At 68.0% G+C, this 18,075-nt stretch carries 16 protein-coding genes; 13 read left to right on the forward strand and 3 right to left on the reverse strand.

The window, feature by feature from the left end:
• Window positions 1–83 precede the first annotated feature (83 nt).
• Window positions 84–1,643 (forward strand): helicase HerA-like domain-containing protein, encoded by a 1,560-nt coding sequence (locus tag ACQI5H_RS13085; RefSeq protein ID WP_427079776.1) that lies wholly within the window; start codon window positions 84–86, stop codon window positions 1,641–1,643.
• Between the two features lie 3 nt (window positions 1,644–1,646).
• On the opposite strand, the gene cmrA is transcribed toward ACQI5H_RS13085, so the two are convergent.
• Window positions 1,647–2,453: a mycolate reductase gene (cmrA, locus tag ACQI5H_RS13090; RefSeq protein WP_427079777.1), complete on the reverse strand. Its 807-nt coding sequence runs from the start codon at window positions 2,451–2,453 to the stop codon at window positions 1,647–1,649.
• A gap of 42 nt (window positions 2,454–2,495) precedes the next feature.
• Between cmrA and ACQI5H_RS13095 the strand changes: the two genes are divergently transcribed.
• A complete protein-coding gene (locus tag ACQI5H_RS13095; protein WP_427079778.1) occupies window positions 2,496–3,833 on the forward strand; it encodes an MFS transporter in 1,338 nt (445 codons plus the stop codon).
• On the opposite strand, the gene ACQI5H_RS13100 is transcribed toward ACQI5H_RS13095, so the two are convergent.
• Together ACQI5H_RS13100 and ACQI5H_RS13105 are read right to left on the reverse strand one after the other, a co-directional pair.
• Window positions 3,830–4,618 carry an MmpS family transport accessory protein gene (locus ACQI5H_RS13100; protein ID WP_427079779.1) on the reverse strand — a complete coding sequence of 263 codons (789 nt, stop codon included), beginning with the start codon at window positions 4,616–4,618 and terminating at the stop codon, window positions 3,830–3,832. The genes ACQI5H_RS13095 and ACQI5H_RS13100 overlap by 4 nt on opposite strands.
• Before the next feature lie 36 nt (window positions 4,619–4,654).
• Complete coding sequence (locus tag ACQI5H_RS13105) at window positions 4,655–5,308, reverse strand: TetR/AcrR family transcriptional regulator (RefSeq protein WP_427079780.1); 654 nt, start codon at window positions 5,306–5,308, stop codon at window positions 4,655–4,657.
• 131 nt (window positions 5,309–5,439) lie between these two features.
• On the opposite strand from ACQI5H_RS13105, the gene ACQI5H_RS13110 reads away from it, so the two are divergent.
• From ACQI5H_RS13110 to ACQI5H_RS13160, 11 genes are all read left to right on the forward strand, one after another.
• The gene (locus tag ACQI5H_RS13110) at window positions 5,440–7,077 is read left to right on the forward strand and encodes an AMP-binding protein (RefSeq protein WP_427079781.1); all 1,638 of its coding nucleotides are present in this window, start codon (window positions 5,440–5,442) and stop codon (window positions 7,075–7,077) included.
• 94 nt (window positions 7,078–7,171) lie between these two features.
• A complete protein-coding gene (locus ACQI5H_RS13115) occupies window positions 7,172–7,918 on the forward strand; it encodes a CoA transferase subunit A (protein ID WP_427079782.1) in 747 nt (248 codons plus the stop codon).
• On the forward strand, window positions 7,915–8,559 hold the full coding sequence (locus tag ACQI5H_RS13120) for a CoA transferase subunit B (protein ID WP_427079783.1): 645 nt from the start codon (window positions 7,915–7,917) through the stop codon (window positions 8,557–8,559). Before ACQI5H_RS13115 ends, ACQI5H_RS13120 begins: the two co-directional genes overlap by 4 nt.
• Window positions 8,560–8,564: 5 nt before the next feature.
• The gene (locus tag ACQI5H_RS13125) at window positions 8,565–10,139 is read left to right on the forward strand and encodes a carboxyl transferase domain-containing protein (RefSeq protein ID WP_427079784.1); all 1,575 of its coding nucleotides are present in this window, start codon (window positions 8,565–8,567) and stop codon (window positions 10,137–10,139) included.
• A gap of 2 nt (window positions 10,140–10,141) precedes the next feature.
• On the forward strand, window positions 10,142–12,130 hold the full coding sequence (locus ACQI5H_RS13130) for an acetyl/propionyl/methylcrotonyl-CoA carboxylase subunit alpha (protein ID WP_427079785.1): 1,989 nt from the start codon (window positions 10,142–10,144) through the stop codon (window positions 12,128–12,130).
• Window positions 12,127–13,290 (forward strand): acyl-CoA dehydrogenase family protein, encoded by a 1,164-nt coding sequence (locus ACQI5H_RS13135; protein WP_076060512.1) that lies wholly within the window; start codon window positions 12,127–12,129, stop codon window positions 13,288–13,290. Before ACQI5H_RS13130 ends, ACQI5H_RS13135 begins: the two co-directional genes overlap by 4 nt.
• Window positions 13,287–13,781 carry a MaoC family dehydratase gene (locus ACQI5H_RS13140; protein WP_427079786.1) on the forward strand — a complete coding sequence of 165 codons (495 nt, stop codon included), beginning with the start codon at window positions 13,287–13,289 and terminating at the stop codon, window positions 13,779–13,781. The genes ACQI5H_RS13135 and ACQI5H_RS13140 overlap by 4 nt, the downstream gene beginning before the upstream one ends.
• Window positions 13,778–14,593, forward strand: a complete 816-nt coding sequence (locus ACQI5H_RS13145; RefSeq protein WP_427079787.1) for an HpcH/HpaI aldolase/citrate lyase family protein — start codon at window positions 13,778–13,780, stop codon at window positions 14,591–14,593. The genes ACQI5H_RS13140 and ACQI5H_RS13145 overlap by 4 nt, the downstream gene beginning before the upstream one ends.
• Window positions 14,594–14,761: 168 nt before the next feature.
• Window positions 14,762–15,844 (forward strand): pyruvate dehydrogenase (acetyl-transferring) E1 component subunit alpha, encoded by a 1,083-nt coding sequence (gene pdhA, locus ACQI5H_RS13150; RefSeq protein WP_427079818.1) that lies wholly within the window; start codon window positions 14,762–14,764, stop codon window positions 15,842–15,844.
• Window positions 15,841–16,896, forward strand: a complete 1,056-nt coding sequence (gene bkdB, locus ACQI5H_RS13155; RefSeq protein ID WP_427079788.1) for a 3-methyl-2-oxobutanoate dehydrogenase subunit beta — start codon at window positions 15,841–15,843, stop codon at window positions 16,894–16,896. Before pdhA ends, bkdB begins: the two co-directional genes overlap by 4 nt.
• A complete protein-coding gene (locus ACQI5H_RS13160; protein ID WP_427079789.1) occupies window positions 16,893–18,065 on the forward strand; it encodes a dihydrolipoamide acetyltransferase family protein in 1,173 nt (390 codons plus the stop codon). The genes bkdB and ACQI5H_RS13160 overlap by 4 nt, the downstream gene beginning before the upstream one ends.
• Window positions 18,066–18,075 lie beyond the last annotated feature (10 nt).

Consider the following 18,075-nt stretch of genomic DNA (forward strand, 5'->3'; position numbering starts at 1 on the left):
TGGGACCCCGTCGGGCCCTGCCCCCGCCTGCCGACGGGCAGTAGGGTGGGCGGTGCTGAACCAACGACAGGGGGCGCGGCACGATGAGCACCGAATCGGCGGCGACACCCGCGCAGCGGATCGCGAGCGGTTACGCCGTCAAAGGTCAGGCGCTGGAATTGGGCACGGTCGTCGTCGACGGCGCGGCCGACCCGAGCGCTCAGATTCGTATCCCGCTGGCCACCGTCAACAGGCATGGCCTGGTGGCCGGGGCGACCGGAACCGGCAAGACCAAGACACTGCAACTGATCGCCGAGCAGCTCAGCGCCGCGGGCGTGGCGGTGCTGATGGCCGACGTCAAGGGCGATCTGTCTGGTCTGGCCCGGCCGGGGGAGGCCAACGACAGGACCGCGGCACGCGCCGAAGACACCGGCGACGATTGGGCGGCGACGGCGTTCCCGGTGGAGTTCTTGTCGCTGGGCACCGACGGGGTGGGCGTACCGATACGGGCGACCGTCGCCAGCTTCGGCCCGATCCTCTTGTCAAAAGTGTTGGGGCTCAACGCGACCCAAGAGTCGACGCTGGGCTTGATCTTCCACTGGGCCAAGGACAACAACCGCCCGCTCGTCACCCTGGACCAGCTGCGCGGCGCCATCAGCCATCTGGCCAGCGACGAGGGCAAGGCCGACCTGAAATCGCTGGGTGGGGTGTCCTCGACGACGGCGGGTGTCATCCTGCGGGCGCTGGTGAATCTGGAGGCCGAGGGCGGCGACACATTCTTCGGCGAGCCGAAGCTCGATCCGCAGGATCTGCTGCGCACCGACGGCAACGGCCACGGCATTATCTCGCTGCTCGAGTTCAGCGGTCAGTCGCTGCGCCCGGTCATCTTCTCCACCTTCCTGATGTGGGTGCTGGCGGATCTGTTCACCGTGCTGCCCGAGGTCGGTGACGTCGACAAGCCGAAGCTGGTGTTCTTTTTCGACGAGGCGCACCTGCTTTTCACCGACGCGTCCAAGGCGTTTCTCGAGCAGGTCGAGCAGACCGTCAAGCTGATTCGTTCCAAGGGTGTCGGGGTGTTCTTCTGCACGCAGCTGCCCACCGACCTGCCCAATGACGTGCTCTCCCAGCTCGGCGCCCGCGTTCAGCACGCCTTGCGCGCGTTCACCCCGGACGACCAGAAGGCGCTGTCCAAGACCGTGCGCACCTATCCGAAAACCGATGTGTACGACCTGGAGTCGGCGTTGACGTCGTTGGGAATCGGCGAGGCCGTCGTGACCGTGCTCTCCGAGAAGGGCGCACCGACGCCGGTCGCGTGGACCCGCATGCGAGTGCCCCGATCGCTGATGGCCGCCATCGGCACCGACGCCGTCTCCGCCGCGGCCAAATCCAGTCCGCTGCAGGCCAAATACGGCCAGACCGTCCCGCAGCCGTCGGAACCGCCGCCGCACGCTCCGTCACCCCCGCAGGCTCCCGGCGGCCAGTACGACCGACTGCCGTCGCCCGACCAGCTCGACGTGCCGCCGATGCCAGCGCCTTTCGAGCCCAAGGGGCCCGCGATGTGGGAGGAAATCCTGAAAAACCCGACGGTGAAAAGCTATGTCAACACCGGCATACGCGAGATCATCCGCAATCTGTTGCCCGGCGGAAGGCGCCGCCGCAAGTAACGCCTACCCGCCGCCGAGCTTCTTGTAGAAGCTGCCCACGATCGGGGCGACGATGGCGCGGGGCCCGTAGCCGCTCGCCACCGACATGGCCTTCGACGTCAGGCCCGGGACGACGCGCATTTTGTTGCGCGCCAACGCATCCAGCGATACCTGGGCGGTGTGCTCGGTGGAGATCCACAGGAAGTCCGGCACCAGCCGCTCGACCAGCGTGGCCTCGGTGTCGTCGGGCAGATCGGTGCGCACCGGGCCCGGTGCCAGCAGGGTGACGTGTACGCCCGAACCGCGCAGTTCGCCGCGTATCGATTCGCTGAAGGTGTTCACGAACGCCTTGGTGGCCGCGTAGGTCGCGTTGTAGGGGATCGGCGAATTGCCCGCCGCCGAGCCGGAAATCAAGATGCCGCCGGCCCTGCGCTCGATCATGCCGGGCAGTACCGCCAACGTAAGGTCGTGCACCCCAAGGACATTGAGCTGCAGTTGCGCCTTCTCGCCGGCCGGGTCGAGGGCCGCGACCGGGCCGAACGTCGCGGTCCCGGCGTTAGCGCACAGGATGGAGATCGGGCGGGCGGCCAGCTCGTCGCACAGTTTCGCGCGATCCGCCGGGTCGGCAAGGTCGGCCGGTCGCACTTCCACCGTGACGCGATATTTGTCGGCCAGTCGCGCGGCCAGCTCGGTCAGGATGTCTTCACGCCGCGCCGTGACGATCAAACTGTGGCCGCGCGCGGCGAGCTCGGTGGCCAGCGCTTCGCCGATGTTTTGCGAAGCTCCGGTGACCACGGCCCGCGCGTCAGGGCTGGGAGCGGGTATCGGCATGCGCCAATCGTAGACAGCCCCCCAACACATAGAGTGCCGGGCATGAGTCAGCCGGATTCGGGTTCGGGCACCGTTGCGCGATCCCGAATCGTGGCGTGGGCGCTGTGGGACACCGGATCCACGGGCCTGAACGCGATCGTGACGACCTTCGTGTTCTCCGTCTACCTGACCAGCAGCGTGGGGGTCGGCCTGCCGGGCCCGACGACGCCGGCGAGTTGGTTGGGTCGCGCCGGGGCCGTCGCCGGGCTGACCGTCGCGGTGCTGGCGCCCGTCGTCGGCGTGTGGGTGGAAGCCGCGCACCGCCGGCGCGTGGTATTGAGCGTGTTGACGGCCCTGGCGGTGACGCTGACCTGTTGGATGTTCTTCATCCACGACCGCCCCGGCTACCTGTGGGCCGGGCTGTTGCTGTTGGGGGCGACCGCGGCGTGCGGTGACCTGGCAAGCGTTCCGTACAACGCGATGCTCCGTCAGCTCTCGACACCGGCGACGGCGGGTCGCATCTCCGGACTCGGCTGGGCGGCAGGCTATCTCGGCAGCGTCGTGCTGCTGGCCGTGATCTATACGGGATTCATCGCCGGATCGGGCTCCGGCCCGGGCGCGGTGCGCGGGCTGCTCCGGCTTCCCGTCTCCGACGGGCTCTACGTCCGGGTGGCGATGCTGGCGGCCGCGGCGTGGCTCGCGGTGCTGGCGCTGCCGTTGCTGCTCGCCGCGCACCGGCTGCCCGACTCGACACCCGCGCGCCCGCCCGCCGGCCTGCTCGGTGGCTACCGCAAGCTGTGGCGGGAGGTTTCCGCGGAATGGCGGCGCGACCGCAACCTCGTCTACTTCCTGGGGGCAAGCGCGCTGTTCCGGGACGGACTGGCGGCGATCTTCGCCTTCGGCGCGGTGCTCGGGGTCAACGTGTATGGCATCTCGCAAGCGAATGTGCTGATCTTCGGCGTCGCGGCCAGCGTGGTGGCCGCGGTGGGTGCCGTCCTAGGTGGATTCGTCGACCATCGCATCGGATCCAAACCTGTGATCCTGGGGTCGCTGGTGGCGATCGTCGCCATGGCACTCACCCTGATGGTGCTGTCCGGGCCCGTGCCCTTCTGGATATGCGGACTGCTGCTGTGCATGTTCATCGGGCCGTCGCAGTCGTCGGCGCGCGCCCTGCTGCTCCAGATGGCACACCACGGCAGGGAAGGCGTGGCGTTCGGCCTCTACACCATGACCGGTCGGGCCGTCGCATTCCTGGCGCCGTGGCTGTTCTCGGTGTTCGTCGACGCGTTCGGCGCCGTCCGCGCCGGCCTCGGCGGCATAGCGCTGGTGCTGATCGCCGGGCTGCTGGGCATGGCGCTGGTTCGGGTCCCGCCGCGCCACGCGGGGTTAGAACCGTCCTAGTGTGCGGCGTCGCAGATGGTGATGCCCACTCCGACGCGTTGGGTCACCTGGGCCCCGTCCACGGTGAGCGTGCAGGTGACATTGTGGCCGATGTTGATGATCGTGACGCTGGCCGGATGAGTGGGCGACCGTGACAGGCTGACCTGCTTGCTCCACGGCAGCGCCACGTTGAACTCCGTCTGTATGACGTCGCCGGTGTCCCAATAGGTAATGCTGATCGCCCGCCCGTCGCCGTTGACGTCGTAGACGACGCTTTGCATCCCGGCGGGTCCGGTGGTCTCGGTGGGCGTGGCGGAGACGGACGGCGGCGGCAGCGGATATCGCGACCGCGGCGAGGTCCGCGTGGTCGGGGTGGTGGTTTCCGGGCTCGACCCCGGCATGGCGGGCAGCGGCGGCACGGCGGTCTGTGTTTTGACCGCGCCGTTGGCCAGCACCAGCGCGATTACCAGCGCGACGACCAACAGCACCGCAACGCCGGCGGCGATCAGCAGCCACCGCGGCGACTTCGGGCCTTCCGGCGGCGGGGGACCGGCGCCCTCGGACGGTAGCTCGCCCGGCGGAGGCTGGCCCTGCTGCCAGTACGCCGGCAGCTGATCGGTCGGGCTGGTCTCGTTCAGGCTCTGCGTCCATTGCGGGCCATACCCACCGCCATAGGTCGGCGCATACGGCGCCTGCCCGGCGTAGGCCGGATCGACGGGCGCGGTATTCGGCTGACCCTGCGGGCCCGGCGGTTCCGATCCCGGGAGAGGGGGACTGAACCGCTCCGTCGGGCGTGGATCGTTCATGTCCGCCTCATGGCATGCAGGGTACCCGGCGGGACGCTACGGGCTCCGCTCACTGGCCAGCAACGCGGCGACCGTCATCGCCCGCATCACCGCACGTGACCGCGCCGCCCTTTGCCTGGTGAGCGCGCTTTCGCCCGCCTTCATGCTGTGCGGCGTCGAGTTCAGCAAGCCGAAGACCGCGTGCGCCGTCAGCCGGGCGTCGGCTTCGGCCCGCCCGGGGTTCAGCTCGCGCAGCACGCTCACCCACACCTCTACATACTGGCGCTGGGCTTTGCGCACTTGCTTCTCGGCGGCCTCGGGCAGGTGGGCCAGGTCGCGGTCCTGGATGCGGATCAGGTCCGGTTCGCCCAGCGCGAAGTCGAGATGAAAGTCGATGAGGCCGTCCAGCGCCGAGGCGGCGTCGGGGCTGCGGGCCTTCACATCCCGGGCGCCGGCGAGCAGCCGAGCGCTGATCCCGACCAGCAACTCGACGAGCAGCGATTCCTTGTTGGGGAAGTGCCGGTAGATGGCCGGGCCGCTGACGCCGGCCGCCGCGCCGATGTCCTCCAGCCGCACCGCGAGGAAACCGCGCTCGGCGAACAGCCGCTCGGCGGCGGCCAGCAGTTGCAGGCGCCGGTCGGATTTCAACTGGCTGCGGCGATTTCGGGCGTCAGCCGCCCCGGTCCGGCCGTTCGGAACGGACGTCGTCATGACCTGCCTCCGTCCCACTTGAGTTAATTGCGACTAACATAGCACGAGTTATCGGTTATTAACTCAAGTTTCGGCATGGTCGTCGATGTCGGCGACGGTCTACGTTGGTAACCGACCGAGCCGGAGGAACCGTGGCAGCAACCGGATCCGCACACCTGCAGTCCTACGAACGCGGTCCCAGCGAGCCTCCGCTGCTCGAGACGACCATCGGAGCCAACCTCGCCGCCACGGCCGCTCGGCACGCGCATGCCGACGCGCTCGTCGACGTCCGGGCCGATCGGCGGTGGAGTTATGCCGAAATGCTGGTGTCCGTGCGGCGTTTGGCGACGGGATTGGTGCGGGCGGGGATCGGTGTGGGCGATCGGGTCGGCATCTGGGCGCCGAACCGATGGGAGTGGGTGCTCGTCCAGTACGCGACCGCCGAGATCGGCGCGATCCTGGTGACCATCAATCCCGCCTACCGCGCCGGCGAATTGGAGTATGCGCTAAGGCAATCCGAGGTCACGATGGTTATCGCCGCCCGGAGCTTCAAGACCGGTGACTACGCCTCGATGCTGGTCGAGGTGGCGCCGCGTTGCCCCTGCCTGCGCGACGTGGTGCTGCTGGACAGCGACCGCTGGAACGCGCTCGCCGACGCCGACCCCGACCCCGACACGCTGAGCGAGATCGCGGCGGGGCTGGACCGAAACGATCCGATCAACATCCAATACACTTCCGGCACAACGGGATACCCCAAGGCCGCCACCCTGACCCACCGCAACATCCTCAACAACGGCTACCTGGTGGGCGAGCTGCTCGAGTACACCGCCGCGGATCGGATCTGCATTGCGCCGCCCCTGTATCACTGCTTCGGAATGGTCATGGGCAATCTGGCGGCCACCAGTCACGGTGCGTGCATGGTGATTCCGGGGCCCGGCTTCGAACCGGCCGCCACCTTGCGGGCGGTGCAAGCGGAACGGTGCACCAGCCTCTACGGCGTGCCGACGATGTTCATCGCCGAGCTCGGCCTCCCGGAATTCGCCGACTACGAGCTGCGCAGCCTGCGCACCGGGATCATGGCGGGCTCGTCCTGCCCGGTCGAGGTGATGCGCGAGGTGATCGAGCGCATGCACATGCCGGGCATCTCGATCTGCTATGGCATGACCGAAACGTCGCCCGTCTCTTGCCAGACGCGTACCGGCGATTCGCTGGAACGGCGCGTCGGCACCGTGGGCCGAGTGGGCCCGCATCTGGAAGTCAAGGTGGTGGACCCGGCCAACGGTGCGACCGTGCCGCGCGGCGTCGCCGGCGAGTTCTGCACCCGGGGTTACTCGGTGATGGCCGGCTATTGGCGCGACCCCGAGCGCACCGCGGAGGTCATCGACGCCGACGGCTGGATGCACACCGGCGATCTGGCCGCCATGGACGCGGACGGATATGTCCGGATCACGGGCCGGATCAAGGACATCGTCGTTCGGGGTGGGGAGAACATCGCGCCGCACGAGATCGAGGAATTCCTCCATACCCATCCCGACATCGTCGACTGCCATGTGATCGGGGTGCCGGATGAAAAGTACGGGGAGGAGATCATGGCCGTGGTCATGCTGCGCGACGGCGCGCAGCCGCTCACCGTCGAGCGCCTGCGGGACTTCTGCACCGGCCGAATCGCCGGGTTCAAGATCCCGCGGCACCTGTGGATCGTCGACGAGTTCCCGATGACGGTCACCGGCAAGGTCCGAAAAACCGAGCTGCGGGAGCGAGCCGTCGACCACCTCCGTGACCAGGCATGAGCTCCCTGGACGCGGCGGCACGGGTAATGGTATTCTCACCCAGTTAATGAAAATTAACTGAAATCGGCTGGCGCGGCGAGGAGGCATTGCGGCAATGGACAAGGTGTTCGCGACCGCTGCCGAGGCAGTGGCGGACGTCGCCGACGGGTCGTCGTTGGCGGTGGGGGGATTCGGGGTCTGCGGCATCCCGGAAGCGCTGATCGTTGCCCTGGTCGATAGCGGTGTCACCGATCTCGAGACGGTGTCGAACAATTGCGGCATCGACGGCGCCGGGCTGGGGTTGCTGTTGCAGCACAAGCGGATTCGCCGTACCACCGGTTCCTATGTGGGCGAAAACAAGGAGTTCGCCCGCCAATTCCTCTCGGGCGAGCTCGAAGTGGAACTCAACCCCCAGGGCACGCTCGCGGAGCGGCTGCGCGCCGGCGGCATGGGAATTCCGGCTTTCTACACACCGGCCGGGGTCGGCACTCAAATCGCCGACGGCGGATTGCCCTGGCGCTACGACGCATCCGGAGAGGTGGCCGTGGTGTCGCCGGCCAAGGAGACCCGCGAGTTCGACGGCGTCACCTACGTTCTCGAGCGCTCGATCCGCACCGACTTCGCCCTGGTGCACGCCTGGAAGGGTGATCGCCACGGCAACCTGGTCTACCGCGAGGCGGCGGCCAACTTCAACGCCGACTGCGCGGCGGCCGGTCGGATCACCATCGCCCAGGTCGAGCACCTCGTCGAGCCCGGAGAAATCGACCCCGCCACGGTCCATACCCCGGGTGTCTTCGTCCAGCGGGTGGTGCACGTGCCCAATCCCACCAAGCTGATCGAGAAAGAGACGGTGCGGCCATGAGTTGGAGCAGAGACGACATGGCCGCGCGCATCGCCGCGGAGTTCGAAGACGGCCAATACGTCAACCTGGGCATCGGGATGCCCACCTTGATCCCCAACCACATCCCCGAGGGTGTGCACGTGATCCTGCATTCGGAGAACGGGATTCTGGGCGTCGGGCCGTACCCCAAGCGCGAGCAGCTCGACCCAGACCTGATCAACGCCGGCAAGGAAACGGTCACCACGCTTCCCGGCGCGGCATTCTTCTGCTCCTCAACGTCATTCGGGATCATCCGCGGCGGGCACCTCGACGTCGCGGTGTTGGGTGCCATGCAGGTCTCGGCCACCGGCGACCTGGCCAACTGGACCATCCCGGGAAAGATGATCAAGGGCATGGGCGGCGCGATGGACCTGGTGCACGGCGCCCGCAAGGTGATCGTGATGATGGAGCACGCCGCCAAGGACGGCAGCCCCAAGATCCTCGAGCGCTGCACGCTGCCGCTGACCGGGGTCGCCTGCGTGAATCGCATCGTCACTGAGCTCGCGGTCATCGACATCTGCGCCGACGGCCTGCACCTGATCGAGACCGCCCCCGGGGTATCGGTCGAGGAAGTGATCGCCAAGACCCAACCGCCCCTTACGATTCGAGCGGCCGCACAGTGACCTCCGTGACGGCCGCGCCGTCTTTCGCCGATGAGCACCGCAGGCTGGTCGCGGAGTTGAATTCGAAGCTCGCGGCGGCGGCCCTGGGCGGCAACGAACGCGCGCGGGAGCGTCATGTCAGCCGCGGCAAGCTGCTGCCTCGCGAACGGGTGGACCGACTGCTCGATCCGGGCAGCCCGTTCTTGGAGTTGTCCCCGCTGGCGGCGGGCGGCATGTACGACGATGAGTCGCCCGGCGCCGGGATCATCACCGGTATCGGCCGGGTGTCGGGGCGCGAGTGTGTGATCGTCGCCAACGACGCGACGGTCAAGGGTGGCACCTATTACCCCATGACGGTCAAAAAGCACCTGCGGGCACAGGAAGTCGCGCTACAGAACCGGCTGCCCTGCATCTACCTGGTCGACTCCGGCGGCGCCTTCCTGCCGCGCCAGGACGAGGTGTTTCCCGACCGGGAGCATTTCGGGAGGATCTTCTACAACCAGGCGACCATGAGCGCCAAGGAAATTCCGCAGGTGGCCGCGGTCCTCGGATCGTGCACGGCGGGCGGCGCCTACGTGCCGGCGATGAGCGACGAGGCCGTCATCGTTCGCGAGCAGGGCACGATCTTCCTCGGCGGGCCGCCGCTGGTCAAGGCGGCCACGGGCGAGATCGTCTCGGCCGAAGAGCTCGGCGGCGGCGACCTGCATTCGCGGGTGTCCGGGGTCACCGACCACCTCGCGGACGACGACGAGCACGCGCTGCGGATCGTCCGCGCGATCGCGGCCACCTTCGGTCCGTGTGAGCCCAGCCAATGGGAGGTGCGGCCCTCCATCGAGCCCACGCACGCACAGTCCGAGCTCTACGACGTCGTACCGCCGGATCCGCGGGTGCCCTATGACGTGCACGAGGTCATCGTGCGGTTGGTCGACGGCAGCGAATTCAGCGAATTCAAGGCCAACTACGGCAAGACCCTGGTGACCGCGTTCGCGCGCATCCACGGCCATCCCGTCGGCATCGTCGCCAATAACGGTGTGCTGTTCAGCGAATCCGCTTTGAAGGGTGCGCATTTCATCGAGCTGTGCGACAAGCGCAAGATTCCGCTGCTATTCCTGCAGAACATCGCCGGGTTCATGGTCGGCCGCGACTACGAGGCCGGCGGCATCGCCAAGCACGGCGCCAAGATGGTCACGGCCGTGGCCTGCGCACGGGTGCCCAAGCTGACCGTCGTGATCGGCGGATCCTATGGCGCGGGCAACTATTCGATGTGCGGCCGCGCCTACTCACCGCGCTTCCTGTGGATGTGGCCCAACGCGCGGATCTCGGTGATGGGCGGCGAGCAGGCCGCGTCCGTGCTGGCCACCGTGCGCGGCGAACAACTCGCCGCGGCGGGTAAACCCTGGTCGCCCGACGACGAGGAGGCGTTCAAGGCGCCGATCCGCGAGCAGTACGAGGACCAGGGCAACCCGTACTACTCCACGGCCCGCCTCTGGGACGACGGGATCATCGATCCGGCCGACACCAGAACATTTGTCGGGCTTGCCCTTTCGGTGTGCGCCCATGCGCCGCTGGAACCGCTCTCCTACGGCGTCTTCCGGATGTGACGATGTTCGAGACCGTGCTAGTGGCCAACCGCGGCGAGATCGCGGTGCGGGTGATCCGGACCCTGCGGCGGCTGGGCATCCGGTCGGTCGCCGTCTACAGCGATCCCGACGCCGCCGCACGGCACGTGCTGGAGGCCGACGAGGCGGTGCGGCTTGGGCCCGCCGCGGCGCGCGAGAGCTACCTCGACATCTCCCGCGTGCTGGACGCGGCGGAGCGCACCGGTTCGCAGGCGATCCACCCGGGCTACGGGTTCCTTTCCGAGAACGCCGATTTCGCGGCGGCATGCGAACGCGCCGGGGTGGTGTTCCTGGGCCCGCCGGCGCTTGCGATCCAGGTGATGGGCGACAAGATCACCGCCAAGAATGCGGTCGCCGCCTTCGACGTGCCCGTGGTGCCCGGGGTGGCGAAGCCGGGCCTGACCGACGACGAGCTCGTCGCGGCGGCCGACGAGGTCGGCTATCCGGTGCTGATCAAGCCGTCGGCCGGCGGCGGCGGCAAGGGCATGCGATTGGTCGACGACCCGGCCCGGCTGCGCGAGGCGCTGCAGAGCGCGCGCCGGGAGGCGGCCTCCTCGTTCGGCGACGACACGTTGTTCCTGGAACGATTCGTGTTGCGGCCCAGGCACATCGAGGTGCAGGTGCTCGCCGATGCGCGCGGCAACGTGATCCACCTCGGCGAGCGCGAGTGCAGCCTGCAGCGGCGTCACCAGAAGGTCATCGAGGAAGCGCCTTCGCCGCTCCTCGATCCCGAGACCCGGGCGCGGATCGGTGCGGCGGCCTGCAACACCGCGCGCAGCGTCGATTACGTCGGCGCGGGCACGGTGGAGTTCATCGTGTCCGCCGACCGGCCGGACGAATTCTTCTTCATGGAGATGAATACCCGTCTGCAGGTCGAACATCCGGTCACCGAGGAGGTCACCGGGCTGGATCTGGTCGAATGGCAGTTGCGTGTCGCGGCCGGCGAGAAGCTGGCGTTCGCGCAGGACGACATCGAGCTGCGCGGGCACGCGATCGAGGCTCGGGTGTATGCGGAAGATCCGGCGCGCGGATTTCTGCCCACCGGCGGGCGGGTGTTGCAGGTGTTCGAGCCCTCGGGCGCGGGAGTGCGGGTGGACTCGTCGTTGTTGGCGGGGACGGTGGTGGGCAGCGATTACGACCCGATGCTGAGCAAGGTGATCGCCTTCGGCGCCGACCGCGACGAGGCCCTGGCACGACTCGACCGGGCGCTGGCCCAGACCGCCGTCCTGGGCGTGCAAACCAACGTCGAGTTCCTGCGTTTTCTGCTCGCCGACGAGCGGGTGCGGGCCGGTGACCTGGACACCGCGCTGCTCGACGAGCGGGTGGCCGATTTCGCGCCGCTGCCCGCCCCCGACGACGTGCTCGCCGCGGGCGGTCTGTTCCGGCAGTGGGCCCTGGCCCGTCGCGCCAACGGCGACCTGTGGGCCGCGCCGACGGGCTGGCGCGTCGGCGGCCGCGGCTCACCGGTACGTACCGCGATGCGGACCCCGCTGCGCACGGAGACCGTGTCGGTGTGGGGGCCGCCCGAGGCCGCCAGGGTTCAGGTCGGTGACGGTGAGAAGTCTTCCGCGAGTGTGCAAGTCGAGCGATCGCGGCTAAGCATGACGCTGGATGGCCTGCGCCGCGACTACCGGTGGGCCGAGGCCGACCGGCATCTGTGGATCGCCGACGAGCGCGGAACGTGGCACCTGCGGGAGGCCGAGGAGCAAAAGATCCATCGCGCGGCCGGCGCCCAACAGGCGGAGATTGTCAGCCCGATGCCGGGCAATGTGATTGCCATCGCGGTGGACTCCGGTGCCGAGGTCTCCGAAGGCGACGTCGTCGTGGTGGTCGAGGCGATGAAGATGGAACATTCGCTGAGCGCACCGGTTTCGGGACGAGCCGAGGTGCTGGTCTCGGTGGGCGACCAGGTGTCAGTGGACCAGATTTTGGCCCGGCTGATTCCGGACGAAGAAAGTAAGGACGAGTCATGACCACAATCACCGCGGGGACTTTGCCCAAGGAATACGAGGATCTCCGCGACACCGTTGCCGACTTCGCGCGCACCGTCGTTGCGCCGGTGTCGGCGAAACACGATGAGGAGCACAGCTTCCCGTACGAAGTCGTCGCCAAGATGGGCGAAATGGGATTGTTCGGCTTGCCGTTCCCCGAGGAATACGGCGGCATGGGCGGCGACTACTTCGCCCTCGCACTGGCGCTCGAGGAGCTCGGCAAGGTCGACCAATCCGTCGCGATCACGCTGGAGGCGGGGGTAGGTCTCGGCGCGATGCCGATCTACCGATTCGGCACCGAGGAGCAGAAGCAAAAGTGGCTGCCGGACCTGACCGCAGGCCGCGCGCTAGCCGCTTTCGGGCTCACCGAGCCGGGCGCGGGGAGCGACGCCGGCGGCACGCGCACCACAGCCCGGCTCGAGAACGGGGAGTGGGTGATCAACGGCAGCAAGCAATTCATCACCAACTCGGGCACCGACATCACGTCGCTGGTCACCGTCACCGCGGTCACCGGAACCATCGCCGAGAACAAGAAAGAAATCTCGACGATCATCGTGCCCAACGGCACACCGGGATTCACCGTCGAGCCTGTTTACAACAAGGTCGGCTGGAACGCCTCGGACACCCACGGGCTGACGTTCGCCGACGCGCGCGTCCCGGAGGAGAACCTGCTGGGCGCCCGCGGGACCGGCTACGCCAACTTCCTGTCGATCCTCGACGAGGGACGGATCGCGATCGCCGCGCTGGCCACCGGGGCCGCGCAGGGCTGCGTCGACGAGAGCGTCAAGTACGCCAAGGAACGCCAGTCATTCGGCCAACCGATCGGCTCCTACCAGGCGATCAGCTTCAAGATCGCGCGGATGGAAGCCCGGGCGCATGTCGCGCGCACGGCGTACTACGAGGCGGCCGCAAAGATGTTGGCGGGCAAGCCATTCAAGAAGGAGGCTGCGATCGCGAAGATGATCTCCTCGGAGGCGGCCATGGACAACGCGCGCGACGCCACCCAGATTCACGGCGGCTACGGCTTCATGAATGAGTATCCGGTGGCGCGTCACTACCGCGACAGCAAGGTGCTCGAGATCGGGGAGGGCACCACCGAGGTGCAACTGATGCTCATCGCGCGATCGCTGGGGCTGTCATGACCGAAGGCAGGTCGATTGTCCAGCGGGGCTTGTGGTTCGAGGAATTCGAGATCGGCACGACGTACCTGCATCGGCCCGGCCGCACCGTCACCGAGGCCGACAACGTGTTGTTCACCACGCTGACCATGAACACCCAATCCCTGCATCTCGATGCGGCCTGGGCGGCCGAGCAGCCCGGCTTTCGCGGTGAGCGGCTGGTGAACTCGATGTTCACCCTCTCGACGCTGGTCGGGCTGTCGGTTGCGCAGCTGACGCTGGGCACCATCGTCGCCAACCTCGGCTTCTCCGAGGTGTCGTTCCCCAAGCCCGTCTTCCACGGCGATACCCTCTACGCCGAGACCGTGTGCACCGGCAAGCGCGAATCGAAGAGCCGGCCCCGCGAAGGCATCGTCACCCTCGAACGCACCGGGCGCAACCAGGACGGCGATATCGTCGCGCGTGCGGTGCGCACCACGCTCGTACAGAAACGGCCAGCCGAGGAGACCGAATGAACCTGCGCGCCGCCGGCCCGGCATGGCTGTTCTGCCCGGCCGACCGTCCCGAGCGTTTTGCGAAGGCCGCGGCCGCCGCCGACGTGGTGATCCTGGACCTCGAGGACGGCGTCGCCGAAGGGGACAAGCCCGCCGCCCGCAAGGCCCTGCGCGAGACGCCGCTGGACCCCGAACGCACCGTCGTGCGCATCAACGCCGCGGGCACCGACGAGCAGGCCCGCGACCTCGATGCCCTGGCCGAGACCGCGTACACGGCCGTGATGCTGTCCAAGACGGAATCGGCCGCGCAGGTGACCGCACTGGCGCCGCGTGACGTCGTCGCACTGGTGGAAACCCCACGCGGCGCGGTGTTCGCCGCCGAAATTGCCGCGGCCGAGGGCACCGTGGCGATGATGTGGGGGGCCGAGGACCTCGTCGCCACGCTGGGCGGCAGCTCCAGCCGGCGGCCCGACGGCACCTATCGCGATGTCGCCCGCCACGTCCGGTCGACGATCCTGCTGGCGGCGTCCGCGTTCGGCCGGATCGCGCTCGACGCCGTGCATTTGGACATCGGCGACATCGAAGGCTTGCGGGCCGAGGCCGACGACGCCGTCGCGGTGGGCTTCGGCGGGACCGTCTGCATCCACCCGACCCAGATCCCGGTGGTGCGCGAGGCCTATCGCCCCAGCGAAGAGAAGCTGGACTGGGCGCGAAGGGTTTTGGCCGCGGCGCGAACCGAGCGAGGGGTGTTCGCGTTCGAGGGCCAGATGGTCGACTCGCCGGTGCTCAAGCACGCGGAAATGATGCTGCGGCGAGCCGGCGAGCCCGCCTGAACCAGGCGCGACACGTTCGCTGCGAATACCGCGATCAACCAGGACTCTTCGCGTTCGGGCGCATAATGGAAAGTGCGCCAGTGTCGCGGCGAGCGGAGCCTTTCGTGCAGCTGGTTTGCTGACCTGACCCGTCACGCGGCCCTGAGCTAGGGAGGCGTTGTGGCGGATATGTCTCGGATGCCGATGACCGTCGACCTCGAGCCGGTGCAACTGATCGCCGCGGACGGCACGCCGACGGCCGAACGCCGATATAGCCGCGACCTTCCCGCCGAGACACTGTGCTGGCTCTACGAGACGATGGTGGTCACCCGGGAGCTGGACACCGAATTCGTCAACCTGAAGCGCCAAGGGCAGTTGGCGTTGTTCGCATCGTGCCGCGGCCAGGAAGCCGCTCAGGTCGGCGCGGCCGCGTGCCTGCGCAAAACCGACTGGCTGTTTCCCCAATATCGCGAGTTGGGCGCCTTCCTGGTGCGCGGCATCCCGCCCGGACACGTGGGGGCCGCATGGCGCGGAACCTGGCACGGCGGGCTGGACTTCACCAAGAAATGCTGTGCCCCGATGTCGATTCCGATCGGCACCCAGACGCTGCACGCCGTCGGGGCGGCGATGGCCGCACAACGCCTCGGCGAAGACTCGGTGACGGTGGCCTTCCTGGGCGACGGCGCGACCAGCGAGGGCGACGTGCACGAGGCACTGAACTTCGCGGCGGTGTTCACCACGCCGTGCGTGTTCTACGTGCAGAACAACCAGTGGGCGATCTCGGTGCCGGTCTCCAGACAGACCGCCGCACCTTCGATCGCGCACAAGGCGATTGGCTATGGGATGCCCGGTATCCGGGTGGACGGCAACGATGTGCTGGCGTGCTATGCGGTCATGACCGAAGCCGCGGCCCGCGCCAGGGCCGGCGCCGGCCCGACGTTGATCGAGGCGGTCACCTACCGGCTGGGCCCGCACACCACCTCCGATGATCCGAGCCGGTACCGGACTCAGGAAGAAGTCGACCGCTGGGAAGCGCTGGACCCAATTCCGCGCTACCGCACGTACTTGCAAGGCCAGGGGCTGTGGTCGGAGCGCCTGGAAGACCGGGTCGCCGCCCGATCGAAGCGAATGCGGGCCGAACTGCGCGACGCGGTGTTCGACGCGCCCGACATCGACATCGACGAAGTTTTCACCACCGTCTACGCCGAGATCACGCCGGGATTGCAGGCGCAGCGCGAACAGCTGCGCGCCGAATTGGGGAGGCTCGCATGACCCAGCTCGCCGATCGTCCGGCCGGTCCCGATGAAGCGCTTGCGACGACCGTCGACGACGTCGCTCTCGGCGCACAACAGCTGACCATGGTGCAGGCACTCAACCGCGCGCTGCACGACGCGATGGCCGCGGACGACCGGGTCCTGGTGTTCGGCGAAGACGTGTCGGTCGAGGGCGGGGTGTTCAGGGTGACCGAGGGACTGGCCCGGACGTTCGGCGAGGACCGATGTTTCGACACTCCGCTGGCGGAGTCCGCGCTGGTCGGGATCGCGATCGGACTGGCCCTGCGCGGCTTCGTGCCGGTGCCCGAGATCCAGTTCGACGGCTTCTCCTATCCGGCGTTCGACCAGGTGGTCAGCCACCTGGCGAAGTACCGCACTCGCACCCGCGGCGAGGTGAACATGCCGGTGACCGTCCGCATACCGTCGTTCGGCGGTATCGGTGCGGCCGAACATCATTCGGATTCCACCGAGTCGTACTGGGCGCACACCGCGGGCCTGAAGGTGGTGGTGCCGTCGAACCCTTCCGACGCGTATTGGCTGCTGCGGCACTCGATCGTCTGCCCGGATCCGGTGATCTACCTAGAGCCGAAGCGGCGCTATCAGGGTCGCGGCGCGGTCGACGCCGACCGGCCCGAACCGCCCATCGGCCAGGCGTTGGTGCGCCGTCCTGGGAACGACGTCACGGTCATCACCTACGGCAGCCTGGTGAATACCGCCGTCGCCACCGCGGAAGACGCTGAGCGCCAACGCGGTTGGAGCCTGGAGGTCATCGATCTGCGCTCGCTGGTGCCTTTGGACTTCGACACCGTCGCCGCATCGATCCATCGGACCGGGCGCTGTGTGGTGATGCACGAGGGGCCCCGCAGCCTGGGCTATGGCGCCGGCTTGGCCGCACGAATCCAGGAGGAGATGTTCTACGAGCTGGAAGCGCCGGTGTTGCGCGCCTGCGGATTCGACACGCCCTACCCGCCGGCGCGGCTGGAGAGGTTGTGGCTGCCGGGCCCCGATCGGCTGTTGGACTGCGTCGAGCGCGCGTTGGAGCAGCCATGAGCGCCGACGAGCGGATCAAATCGTTCCGGGTGCCCGATCTTGGCGAGGGCCTCCAAGAGGTCACGGTGACGTGCTGGAACGTCGCGGCCGGCGACGACGTCGAACTCAATCAGGTTCTGTGTTCGGTCGAGACCGCCAAGGCCGAGGTGGAGATCCCGAGCCCGTATGCGGGCCGGATCGTCGAAACGCACGGCGCCGAAGGCGATGTGCTCAACGTGGGCGCGGTACTGGTCCGGATCGACACGGCGCCGGCGAGCGGGGAGGTGCCGGCGGCCAACGGCCAGCCCGAGGTGCCCACGCTGGTCGGGTACGGCGCGGACGCCGACATCGACATCAGCCGCCGCCGCGGCCGGCCGCGCGCCGCTCCTCCGGTGCGCAAACTGGCCAAGGAGCTCTCCGTCGACCTTGCCTCGATACAGCACCGCGGGGTGATCACCCGCGGGGACGTGCTTTCGGCCGCCAAGGGGACTGAGGCTGAATCCGATATTCGGCCGGTGCACGGTGTGCAGGCTCGGATGGCGGAGAGAATGGCGTTGTCCCACAAGGAAATTCCGGCCGCGAAGGTAGCTGTGGACGTCGATTACAGCGAATTGCTGCGGCTGCGCGACCGTTTCCGCGCGGCCCACCACGAGATCACGCCGTTCGTGCTGACCCTGCGGATGCTGGTTGTCGCGTTGACCCACAACCAGATTCTCAACTCGACGTGGGTCGATTCATCCGACGGGCCGCAGGTGCACGTCCATCGTCACGTACACCTGGGCTTCGGGGTGGCGACCAAGCGGGGGCTGCTCGTTCCGGTGATCACCGATGCTCAAAGCAAGACAACCCGCGAATTGGCAAGCCGGACAGCCGAATTGATCACCGGCGCACGCGGCGGCACGCTGGCGCCCGCCGAGCTCCGCGGGTCGACATTCACCGTGTCGAATTTCGGGGCCCTGGGCGCCGATGACGGCGTGCCGGTGATCAACCATCCCGAGGCCGCCATCCTGGGGATGGGAGCGATCAAGCCGCGCCCGGTGGTCGTCGCCGACGAGGTGGTGGTGCGTCCGACGATGACGCTGACATGTGTGTTCGACCACCGCGTCGCCGACGGCGCCCAGGCGGCCCAATTCGTCTGCGAGCTCAGGGATCTGATCGAGTCGCCGCAGACCGCGCTGCTGGACCTCTAGCTGCCAAGGA

The organism is Mycobacterium heidelbergense (assembly GCF_050205645.1).
In the GTDB taxonomy this organism is placed as follows: domain Bacteria; phylum Actinomycetota; class Actinomycetes; order Mycobacteriales; family Mycobacteriaceae; genus Mycobacterium; species Mycobacterium heidelbergense_A.

Coding starts and splice junctions, on each gene's coding strand:
- ACQI5H_RS13115 (WP_427079782.1), top strand. CDS start 7,172: ATGGACAAGGTGTTCGCGACCGCTGCCGAGGCAGTGGCGGACGTCGCC.
- ACQI5H_RS13135 (WP_076060512.1), top strand. CDS start 12,127: ATGACCACAATCACCGCGGGGACTTTGCCCAAGGAATACGAGGATCTC.
- ACQI5H_RS13085 (WP_427079776.1), top strand. CDS start 84: ATGAGCACCGAATCGGCGGCGACACCCGCGCAGCGGATCGCGAGCGGT.
- ACQI5H_RS13120 (WP_427079783.1), top strand. CDS start 7,915: ATGAGTTGGAGCAGAGACGACATGGCCGCGCGCATCGCCGCGGAGTTC.
- ACQI5H_RS13145 (WP_427079787.1), top strand. CDS start 13,778: ATGAACCTGCGCGCCGCCGGCCCGGCATGGCTGTTCTGCCCGGCCGAC.
- ACQI5H_RS13130 (WP_427079785.1), top strand. CDS start 10,142: ATGTTCGAGACCGTGCTAGTGGCCAACCGCGGCGAGATCGCGGTGCGG.
- ACQI5H_RS13100 (WP_427079779.1), bottom strand. CDS start 4,618: ATGAACGATCCACGCCCGACGGAGCGGTTCAGTCCCCCTCTCCCGGGA.
- ACQI5H_RS13095 (WP_427079778.1), top strand. CDS start 2,496: ATGAGTCAGCCGGATTCGGGTTCGGGCACCGTTGCGCGATCCCGAATC.
- ACQI5H_RS13160 (WP_427079789.1), top strand. CDS start 16,893: ATGAGCGCCGACGAGCGGATCAAATCGTTCCGGGTGCCCGATCTTGGC.
- pdhA (WP_427079818.1), top strand. CDS start 14,762: ATGTCTCGGATGCCGATGACCGTCGACCTCGAGCCGGTGCAACTGATC.
- ACQI5H_RS13140 (WP_427079786.1), top strand. CDS start 13,287: ATGACCGAAGGCAGGTCGATTGTCCAGCGGGGCTTGTGGTTCGAGGAA.
- ACQI5H_RS13105 (WP_427079780.1), bottom strand. CDS start 5,308: ATGACGACGTCCGTTCCGAACGGCCGGACCGGGGCGGCTGACGCCCGA.
- cmrA (WP_427079777.1), bottom strand. CDS start 2,453: ATGCCGATACCCGCTCCCAGCCCTGACGCGCGGGCCGTGGTCACCGGA.
- bkdB (WP_427079788.1), top strand. CDS start 15,841: ATGACCCAGCTCGCCGATCGTCCGGCCGGTCCCGATGAAGCGCTTGCG.